The sequence below is a fragment of the Virgibacillus sp. GM2-2 genome (genome assembly GCF_055329585.1).
On sequence record NZ_JBUZWC010000022.1, the window covers coordinates 36,106 to 46,803 of the forward strand.

The following is a 10,698-nucleotide window of genomic DNA, read 5'->3' on the forward strand; positions in this document are numbered from 1 at the left end:
ACAAACCCTCCGTTAATCTTGTTTTCTATTCTTTAGTCTTTTTGCATAGCCCTCTTTGTTTTCTTGTCTTGCACGTGCAACTGACAAGGAATCTTCAGGGACATTCTTGGTTATCGTGGATCCTGCTGCAACAAAAGAACCTTTGCCAATTGTGACTGGTGCAACTAAGTTCGAATTACAACCAATAAAGGCATCGTCTTCAATTGTTGTTAAGTATTTGTTTTTACCATCATAATTAACGGTGATTGTACCACAGCCAACATTAACATTCGTGCCGATCTCAGCATCACCAATGTAACTTAAATGCGATACTTTACTTTGATCGCCAATGACAGACTTTTTCACTTCCACAAAATTGCCGATTTTTGCTTCGTTACCGATGGAAGCTTGCGGTCTAATATGAGCGAACGGGCCAATTTTCACCCTTTCCCCTATATGACTATCGCTAGCTACGCTTTGACGAATTACCGAGCCTTCTCCAACGGAGCAATTTGTAATCTCTGTATGTGGACCAATTTCCGCGTTACTTTTAATGGATGACTCTCCAGAAATGAGTGATCCAGGATGAATAAGTACGTCCTGTTCTATTATAACATCAGGTCCAATATATGTGTTGTCAGGATCAATGATCGTCACGCCATTGCGCATATGCATCTCATTAATGCGCTTTTTCATTACTTTTTCAGCTTGAGCAAGTGCAACACGATCATTTACCCCTAATGTTTCTTCATGGTTAGGAGTGAGGAACGCTGTTACCTTTTCACCCTGATTACGGAGAATTTCAATTACATCTGGAAGATAATACTCCCCTTGTGCATTATCATTTGATACCTTTTTTAACGCTTGGAAAAGTGCTTCGTTATCAAAGCAATATGTACCCGTATTTATTTCATTTACAGCCTGTTCTGATTCGTTTGCATCCTTTTGTTCAACAATGCGTTCAACTTCGTTTGCATCGTTTCGAATAACACGCCCATAACCTGATGGGTTGTCCACCTTAGTTGTTAAAATTGTTGCTTTCGCGTCTTTTTTCTCATGATGGTCAAAAAGCTTCTGATAGGTCTCATCCGTAATGAGTGGCGTGTCCCCACAAACAACGATTGTCGTTCCTTTTCGATCTTTTAAAATTTCTTCTGCTTGTAAAACAGCATGACCTGTTCCTAGTTGTTCCTCTTGAACAACAAATTTACTCTCATTACCAATTCTTTCTATAACAGCTTCCGCACCGAAGCCTACTATCGTTACAATTTCATCCAAATTTACAGACTTAATCTGATTCATTACATGTTGTACCATAGGTCTGCCCATTACTGGATGAAGTACTTTATATAATTTAGACTTCATTCTAGTGCCTTGACCCGCAGCGAGAATAACAGCATACCGATTTGTCATGAAGTAACCTCCGTTCTCTTTATCCATTATGAATATATCTTAAAAAGCAATCGATTTCAATAGATATAGACATATAGAAAAGGCAATTGACTGCATAGAAGAGTACAATTGGTAAGGGAAGTGGACTGTTAGAAAGTTGTCTTGTAGGAAGGAATGTTTTATGTATTATGCATGACAATGGATACTTTTTTCTATTAATTGCCACTTATTTTTGTCCGAGTTAGGCAGACACCGATTGGCGTAATCTTTGGGGGATGCTCTTATACTGATATCCTTAATACTTTTCTTTCAATGCAAAAAAAGAAGGCTAATCTGTCCTAGATTAGTCCCCCCTGTTTGTTCTTATTTTTTTAGGAAGCGCCAGCCTCTTCAAATTCAACTTCTGCCTCACCTACACGCTTGTATTCTTCTAGGACTGCATCCTGAATCTTTCCACGTGTTCCAGAATTGATCGGGTGCGCGATATCTCTGAATTCACCATCTGGTGTACGTTTCGATGGCATTGCAACAAATAAACCATTGTTTCCGTCAATCACGCGGATGTCATGTACCACGAATTCCTGATCTAACGTAATGGAAGCAATTGCTCGCATTCTGCCCTCAGTATTAACGCGGCGTAATCTTACGTCAGTAATTTCCATGATGTTTCACCACCTTTTCCCTTTTGAACTTACTTACCATAATTCTACAAAACAAAGATAATTCCTGCTTAAAATTAAAAAAAATTTAAAAATTTAATTAAAAAGACAAAATGTTTCAAAATATGATAAAAGAATAACCTATTTTGCCTATAAAAAAAGATAAAACCTTTGGTAGATTTTATCTTTTTTTCGTTATTTTGTTTGAAAGTTCCCTGCTCTTACATCAATTTGCTTTTGTTTTAAATCTACATGGGTAATTTTTACTAACGATAAATAATCTTCTACTACTCGTTCATCTTCTTCATCATCAGCTTCTGCTAGAACAGCAATTCCTTTTACATTTGCATTAAATTCTGCTAACAAACTTACCATTCCATTAATAGTGCCGCCTGCCTTCATAAAATCATCAATAATGCAGACGTTCGCACCCTCTTTTAAACTTCTTTTTGGTAGCACCATAGTTTGTATTTTTCTAGATGACCCTGAAACATAATTGATGCTAACGGATGATCCTTCGGTAACCATTGGATCACGTCGTACGATAACCACAGGTACGTTCAAAAAGGATGCCACTGCATAAGCTAACGGTATTCCTTTTGTAGCTACAGTCACGACTGCTTCAATGTTTGACTCTGTAAATTTAGAAGCAAAAATACGTCCAATTTGCTTTACTAAGGCGGGATCTCCCAAAAGATCACTCATATACAAATAGCCGCCAGGTAGTAAACGTTCAGAGTCTTTAAGTGTGTTACACAGTTCATCAATAAATTGTTTGCTTTTGGCCATAGCATATTCAGGGATATATTTAACCCCTCCAGCCGCACCTGCAACTGTTTCAAGGCGACCTATACCCTCGTCTGAAAAAACTCTGTCAATTATATCTAAATCTTCGCTTATAGAAGATTTTGCAGCGTTGTATAGCTTAGAAAAATAAGGTAATGACATATGTTCTCTTGGATTTTCAAGAAAATAGTTTGTTAAAGCGACTAACCGATCACTTCTTTTCATTGCGACACCTCTAAAACCGAATATTTACTATTAAATATATCATTTTTATACGTGTTTTAGCAAGTAGTTATGCATGTCCCATTACGCGAACAGTGTACACCTCGTCACAAAAACCTCTAAGACCATTATATATTCGAATTGCTTTATGCTGATGTTCAACTAAACCAATGATTGTCGGGCCACTCCCGCTCATAAGAACACCTTTTGCACCAGCCTGAATCATCTTTTCTTTTATTCGTTGAACTTCTGGGTATAGTGATGTTGTAACAGTTTCTAAAACATTTCCTACGTTTTCACTAAGCATATGAAAATCCTGCTGTTGAATTGCCTCAAGCAACTTACTGGTGTTTGGATGAGGTAAATCTTCTAAAGATAGACGATTAAAAATAACGCTCGTGGAAACGCCAATATTAGGCTTGGCAAGTATTGCCCAAGTTACCGGTGGGGGTGGTAGTTCTTCAATTATTTCACCACGTCCTTTTGCAAGAGCAGTGGTTCCATAAACACAAAAAGGTACATCAGAACCGATACTTGCACCGAGTTCCGCAAGCTCAGCTAATTCTAAATCAAGTTCCCAAAGTTTATTTAAGCCTCTTAACACAGCAGCAGCATCACTACTGCCGCCGCCTAAACCAGCAGAAACGGGAATATTTTTTTCTATTTCAATCCGAACACCTTTTGTAATGTGGTATTTGTTTTTAAGAGCACGCGCAGCTTTGTAAGCCAAATTACGTTCATCATTCGGCACGTATTGATTGTCTGCTGACACATCAATATGGTCATAGTCTAATGTTGATAACGTGACACGATCAGCTAAATCAACTGTTGACATAACCATTTCCACATTATGATATCCATCATCGCGCTTACTAAGCACGTCCAATGATAAAGTTATTTTTGCCGGTGCATTCTCAAACAACACCATACCAACATCACCCCACAAATCTAAACAAATTGTATCATATTAGAAAAGCGAAGGCGACTGGTTAGTGGCGTACGAATAGATAGGCAGGTGAACAGTAGGGTGTTCTTTCCCTACGTTCATCCTGACTAACTATTTGATAGCCACTAGGAGCCGTAGCTGGACAATGAAAAGCGAAGGCAACTGGTTAGCGACGGATACATAAGCAAGGAGCCGAGAAGGTCGTACATATTCTAGCTCCAAAATCCCCTAAGCATAAAAAAACTCATGACAGCGTTTCTACTGTCATGAGTCCTAAACATTGAGTAATTATTTATTTGCTTATGGAAGCCCATTTCCATTCATAAGTAGGGCCAAATGGATTGCTTATTACACCTTTTACATATGGTTTAATTAATTCTGCACGTGCGCTTTGGTAAATAGGTGCAATTGCTGCATCTTCCATCAAGATTTTTTCAGCTTCTAGAAATGCTTGATAGCGTTTAGCTGGATCAAGAACATAGTCAGTTGCGGTTTTCTTCATAAGCTCGTCATACTTTTTATTTGAGTATCCCATTTTATTGTATTCACTATCCGTAACATACATATTTAAGAATGTATATGGATCTAGATAATCTGGACCCCAACCATAAAATTGTAGTTGATAATCCATATTTTCACTCAAAGTCAGGCGTTGTTCGAACGGAACCTGCTTTAATGTAATTTCTAATCCCGGAAGGTTCGTTTCCAATTGGTTAGCTAGGTATTCGTTCATGTTCTTCGATGTTGCACTATCTCCAGCTAAGAATTCAAGCTGAACTTTTTCCTTCCCAATTTCCTCAAGACCTTTTTCCCAAAGTTCTTTTGCTTTCTCAGGATCAAATGTTACTAAGTCACCGTTAACCTCACGGAAATCTTCACCAGTTTCAGGCATAGATACGAACTCTTTTGGAATAAGTCCGGTAGCTACGATTGAACCGTTATTTAAAATTTCTTCAACTAAAGCTTTTTTATCAAATGCGCGACTGATAGCTTTACGGATATTTTTATTCGCTAATGCCTCAGAAGTTGTTTGATTAAACTTAAGGTAAAAAACAGATGTTTCTGGTGTAACTGTATAATCTTCATGTGATATATATTGATCAACTAAATCAGCTGAAAGTCCTGCACGATCCACTTCACCTTTTTGATATAAATCAACCGCTACTTGCGGATCTTTTACAACATCAAACGTAATTTTATCAAGCGAAACAGTTTCTGCATCCCAGTAATCTTTATTTTTCTCTAAACTCCATGCTGAAGCAGTACTATCCCAATTTACGATTTTAAATGGACCATTCGATAACAAATTCTCTGAGCTTGTTGCATATTTATCGCCTTTTGATTCAACAAACTTTTGGTTTAACGGTAAGAATGTACCGAATGTTGTTAACGATTCAAAATATGGGATTGGCTTTTCAAGCGTTACAACCAATGTATGATCATCTTTGGCTTTAACACCTAATTCTTCAAGTGGTAATTCTCCGCTATTTACTGCCGAAGCGTTTTTGATAACACCATTCATCATATATGGCCCATATTCGGAACCAGTTTCAGGATTAATGGCACGTCTCCATGCATATACGAAATCGTGAGCTGTTACAGGGTCTCCATTTGACCACACAGCATCTTCACGTAATGTAAATGTCCAAGTAAGGGCGTCCTCACTTACTTTATGATCAGTTGCAATTCCATCCACGATCTCTGCATCTTTACCTAAGCGGTAAAGACCTTCTTTCGTAGCACCAAGGAATTGGAATCCATATTCATCAGCTGCTAATGATGCATCCATAGAAGGAATGGTATCTCCATTTGTTAAATTAAGTATTTGTTCTCCGCTTTCGCTTCCTTCGCCGCCGGTTGACTCTGAATCGCTGTCACCACACGCGACCATGAAAACGCTTAACAATAAGCCTATTGTTAATAGCAATGAAAATTTTGACAGTTTCATGATGTCTTAACTCCCCTTTTTGATTTTGTATCATGCTTCTAGTTGAAAAAAACACGCAAGTAAAATTATACAAGTTTTCCGATTGTCTTGCAGGTATTTCAAACGGATGAAAATATGAAAAGCTTGTACAACTACACTTTCCGTTTATAAAATGAGTAAATAGCACTACTACTATTTTGCACCAAAGTTCTGGATAAATTCTTGATATCTCCCGAGTAAAATATGGAATTGGATTAAGAAAAGCATAAACAGTCGTTGTGCGTTAAATAATGACTAGATTATCTACGTAAAGAATCATAATTATAGAGGCAGATATTTTACAAGGATCGTAAATGTGGGGATTTGGATCGTAAATTTACAATCTGGATCGCAAATTGCTAATTCGGATCGTAAATTTCGAAATACGATCATTTTTTATCAAAATTGGATCGTATTCCGGAAATGGATTGTATTTTCAACGTTAAAAAAGCGGTATTCACATCGTCATTTAACGAATGTCGTGTTTTCCCTATAGGGTCTAAGCATATATAAAGCCAAGATACCTATGCACCAGTATCTTGGCTTTTTGATCACTTATTCTTTTTCAACATATGCCCATTTGTATTCATAAGTCGCACCAAATGGATTCGTAATGACACCTTCCATCTTCGGTGAAATTAATTGTGCCCGGGCACTTTGGTATAACGGTACAATTGCTGCATCTTCAAACAGAACTTCTTCCGCTTTTAGAAATGCATTGTAACGCTTAACCGGGTCAAGTGCATACTCTGTAGCGCTCTTCTTGAGCAACTCATCATATTTTGGATTGGAATAACCCATATTGTTATTTCCTCCATCCGTAATCCATAGATTTAAATAGGTATACGGATCAAGGTAATCTGGAGACCAACCTGAAAATTGAAGTTCATAATTCATGCTTGAATCCAGTTCTAGTCGTTGTTCAAAAGGAACTTGTTTTAAAGTGATTTTCAATCCCTCTAAGTTCGACTCAAGCTGGCTGGCAATATACACGTTCATGTTTTTAGCAGTTGCACTATCTCCAGCTAATAACTCTAATTCTACTTTTTCTTTACCTATTTCTTCTAACCCTTTTTGCCAATACTCTTTAGCGGCTTCTACATCATAGGTAACTAAATCTCCGCTTACTTGACGGAAATCTTCACCTGATTTAGGCATTGACACGAAATTTTTAGGTACAAGTCCATTCGCTACAATGGAACCGTTATTTAGTATTTCATCTACCAATGCTTGCTTATTAATTGCCCGACTAATTGCTTTACGGATATTTTCATTCGCTAATGCTTCAGTAGTCGTTTGGTTCATTTTTAAGAAAAAGACTCCTGATTCCGTTGTAATGGTGAAATCTTCATGTGTGGAGTATTGATCAACCAACTCAGCAGTTAAACCTGCCCGATCAATTTCTCCTTTTTCATATAAATCTACCGCAACTTGTGGGTCACTTACCACGTCATAACCAATTTTATCAAGGCTTACCGCTTCTGCATCCCAATAATCTTCGTTCTTCTTCAACTTCCACGAGCTGGATGTACTATCCCAACTAGTTATTTTAAATGGTCCATTTGCTAACAGCGTTTCCGAGCTTGTAGCATAATCCGAACCTTGTTTTTTTACAAATTCCTCATGTAACGGATAAAATGTTCCAAAGGTTGTTAACGACTCAAAGTACGGTATCGGCTTTTCAAGCGTCACCACTAGTGTATAGTCATCTTTAGCCTTTACCCCTAACTTTTCAACGGGCATTTTACCTTCACTGATCGCTGTAGCGTTTTTGATAACTCCACCCATCATATAAGGACCATACTCGGATCCAGTTTCAGGATTTACCGCCCGTTGCCACGCATACACAAAATCATGCGCAGTTACCGGATCTCCATTTGACCATTTTGCATTCTCACGTAAAGTGAATGTCCATGTTAGAGCATCCTCGCTTACCGTATGATCTTTTGCTATACCATCAACAATTTCAGCATCCTTACCTAGTCGATAAAGACCTTCTTTGGTTGAATTCAAAAATTGAAATGCGTATTCATCGGTTGCAAGCGATGCGTCCATTGTAGGAATTGTATCTCCAATAGTTAAATTAAATACCTGCTCCCCTTTTGCTTCTTTTCCAGAATCTCCACTTGATTCACCGTTAGCTTCTGTACTGCTTTCATTACTTGAGCAGGCTACTAACAATACAGTTAGCATGAAACCAAGCGTCAAAACTAGTGAAAATTTTGAAAACCTCATGTTGAAATACGCTCCTTTTTAAAATTTTTATATTATCTAACAATGCGAATTATAGTAGTTTTCAGTATAGATTTCAGGTATTTACTATAGGTTAGAATACAAAATGCCTACACAGATAACATTCTCATTACAAAAATGAGCAATTCTTCCTAGTTAACAATACGAGGATATTACAGTCTTTTTACGATGCGATGATTTGAACGCAGATATCCTTGAAAACGTTTCTTATCAATACAAAAAAGACAAACCCCATTAGGGTCTGTCTTTTTGCTGCATGCCTTGCTCAGCCATTTCAATTGCTCGTTTCACCATGTTCCCTGCATCTCTTGCTTTAATTCCGCCCCAGCCTTCTTGCTGCACAGTGTCGTAAAAGCCTAACTCTTTAGCAATTTCTTCTTTCAAATGATCCGACATCATCCCTCGTCGTCTTCCCATGAAAGAACAACCCCTTTCTACATGAGCTTGCCTTTTGTTACGACATACTTAGCATATGTACCTAATCAAATCATACACTCGTAAGTTGTATACAGAAAAGGAAAATATTTATATATAAAATGAGCTACCTGCTTCAGCTTTTCTAAAAAAAGAAGAAAATGTCGGCAGGTAAGCGGACACCAGATCCTTTATTTGTGAAAAAACGGGACAAATGCGAGGGTATGTGGACTCAGGATTCGTTATATAGTGTAAAAGTAGGTATTTCATTGCGTTTTTACATGAATAAGGTATCCTAGGTCCGCTTAACCCAAAAAAACAGGTCTAAAATCAAAAATAAAGGATTCTGTGTCCGCTTCTTCTACTAATGCGCAGTTACTCAATTTGTGTCTAAATAAAAGTAGCTAAAAATAAAAGAAGCAGTAAACAAATGTTTACTACTCCATAATCATCGCTGTTGTTCTTTCATCTTGGAAGCTTAGTTCAACTGTTTCTGTTAAAACGTCTGCATAGCTGTATGAAACACGTTCGAATGCGTTCTCGTCTTGATCAAGCTCAACTATGAAAACAGAAGGATATGTTTCTGCCAGAATCCCACAACGTTCAATGGTTTTTCTTCTTCCACCGTTGGCTTTTAATGTTAACCTTTTACCTATGTGACCTTCGAGACCTTGCTTAATTTCTATTAATGTTTTAGCCAATACACTCCACCTCACTTCTTATATTATAGCACGTGCTTGTATTAGCAGTCAAGTAAAACTTTATATTATAACAATATATCTTTTTTCATGTCAACAACTAAAATCACGTTTTGCTGTTATTATTTCAAAAAACTTGAAAAATATGTATAGAAGTTGAAAAAATATTGATTTTGTTCCAATATATGTTTTACATCTAGGCTTGTCATTCTTCAAAGCGGAGTGTAGATTAGTTAATATCTACACTCGCTAGTCGTCATCAGATGATTCTTCAAGGTATGGCATACCAGTACGTAATAATCCCCGTGTTTCCAATCCACCCATACCTCTTTCACCAGTTAATGTATTTCGAAGAACATCCCAAACATTTACTTTTTCCATAAATGGTGTATATGCTATTTTAGCTGCTATATAAACGGGGTCTAGTGCGTGAATGTTAATTCGGGATGGGGAACTGGCATAATTCGCTCCAGCACGGATAAGCGACTCAAAATGAGATTGGCAAGCTCCAGCAAATATAACAAGCTGATCTAATTGTGGGATAAGATGTCTTGCTTCTCTCACTGTTTCAACGAAATACTTAGAGTGGCGATAAGCTCTAAGATCGTTTTTTGTGCCTTTGTTTTTCGAAAATGAGTCATGGCCAGTTATAACAATGATATCTGGTTGAATTTTTTCGATAAGTGGTCCAATTTCTTGCGGCATTTCTTTTTCATTAACATATACACCGTGTACATGCAGACCAATCCGTTGATACAGTTCGATACATTTTTTTAAATAATTTCGATCCCCATCCACATGCAAAACCTTTGCGGGTAAATGAAAGTAGGAAGATTCATGATGAAATCCATCTGTAGCTTCGTATTCTCGCTTTTCTTTCATGAATTGATAATCTTGTCTGAACAACCGATAGGAAAATTCTTCTTTTTCTTTTTCTTTTTCACTCTTCTTAACAAGTTCTCTTTCCTGCACCTTAGCTAGATCACTTAGCGGGGCATCTACTTCTAATCGTAAATCCTTTCCATGTAAAATAGCCTGATCTTTTGTTATAGAAGAAACTCGAAATAATAAATCGTGTTGGTGAGAAGTTCTAGAAACAATATCACCTGTTACAAAGTCCATAAATCCACCTCACAGCCTTCCAGTTAGAAAGCTTTCATATACCATAACGTATGTAAAAAGACTGGGTATGTGCATAAAGGAAAGGTAAAACCGTTCAAAGACTTAGAACACCGTTACAATTATTTTGAAAAACAATAGTGGAAAACTTGGCTTATCGCCAAGCATTATGACGAAAACCTTAGATTCCTTATACTGATATTTAATAAGTAAACTGCGAACTAAAGGAAATTCATGTCTATTGTAACAGCAACATTGATTTCC

General features: G+C 37.3%; 9 protein-coding genes. All 9 read right to left on the reverse strand.

Annotation, left to right across the window (positions count from 1 at the left end; all coding sequences use genetic code 11):
• Nucleotides 1–12: 12 nt before the first annotated feature.
• The 9 genes from glmU to yabG all read right to left on the reverse strand — a co-directional run bounded on the left by glmU (nucleotide 13) and on the right by yabG (nucleotide 10,437).
• Nucleotides 13–1,392 (reverse strand): bifunctional UDP-N-acetylglucosamine diphosphorylase/glucosamine-1-phosphate N-acetyltransferase GlmU, encoded by a 1,380-nt coding sequence (gene glmU / locus ACY9Z2_RS17850; RefSeq protein WP_463611026.1) that lies wholly within the window; start codon nucleotides 1,390–1,392, stop codon nucleotides 13–15.
• A gap of 350 nt (nucleotides 1,393–1,742) precedes the next feature.
• Entirely contained in the window at nucleotides 1,743–2,033 is a 291-nt protein-coding gene (gene spoVG / locus ACY9Z2_RS17855) for a septation regulator SpoVG (RefSeq protein WP_422501358.1), read from the reverse strand.
• Nucleotides 2,034–2,225: 192 nt separating this feature from the next.
• Entirely contained in the window at nucleotides 2,226–3,041 is an 816-nt protein-coding gene (gene purR / locus ACY9Z2_RS17860) for a pur operon repressor (protein WP_463611027.1), read from the reverse strand.
• Between the two features lie 67 nt (nucleotides 3,042–3,108).
• Entirely contained in the window at nucleotides 3,109–3,966 is an 858-nt protein-coding gene (gene ispE, locus ACY9Z2_RS17865) for a 4-(cytidine 5'-diphospho)-2-C-methyl-D-erythritol kinase (RefSeq protein WP_463611028.1), read from the reverse strand.
• Nucleotides 3,967–4,276: 310 nt separating this feature from the next.
• Nucleotides 4,277–5,932, reverse strand: coding sequence for a peptide ABC transporter substrate-binding protein (locus ACY9Z2_RS17870; RefSeq protein ID WP_463611029.1), 1,656 nt, complete (start codon nucleotides 5,930–5,932; stop codon nucleotides 4,277–4,279).
• Between the two features lie 573 nt (nucleotides 5,933–6,505).
• Nucleotides 6,506–8,185 carry a peptide ABC transporter substrate-binding protein gene (locus tag ACY9Z2_RS17875; protein WP_463611030.1) on the reverse strand — a complete coding sequence of 560 codons (1,680 nt, stop codon included), beginning with the start codon at nucleotides 8,183–8,185 and terminating at the stop codon, nucleotides 6,506–6,508.
• A gap of 252 nt (nucleotides 8,186–8,437) precedes the next feature.
• A complete protein-coding gene (locus ACY9Z2_RS17880; protein ID WP_463611031.1) occupies nucleotides 8,438–8,620 on the reverse strand; it encodes a small, acid-soluble spore protein, alpha/beta type in 183 nt (60 codons plus the stop codon).
• Between the two features lie 434 nt (nucleotides 8,621–9,054).
• Nucleotides 9,055–9,318: a biofilm formation stimulator Veg gene (veg, locus tag ACY9Z2_RS17885; protein WP_463611032.1), complete on the reverse strand. Its 264-nt coding sequence runs from the start codon at nucleotides 9,316–9,318 to the stop codon at nucleotides 9,055–9,057.
• Between the two features lie 246 nt (nucleotides 9,319–9,564).
• Nucleotides 9,565–10,437, reverse strand: a complete 873-nt coding sequence (gene yabG / locus ACY9Z2_RS17890; RefSeq protein ID WP_463611033.1) for a sporulation peptidase YabG — start codon at nucleotides 10,435–10,437, stop codon at nucleotides 9,565–9,567.
• Nucleotides 10,438–10,698 lie beyond the last annotated feature (261 nt).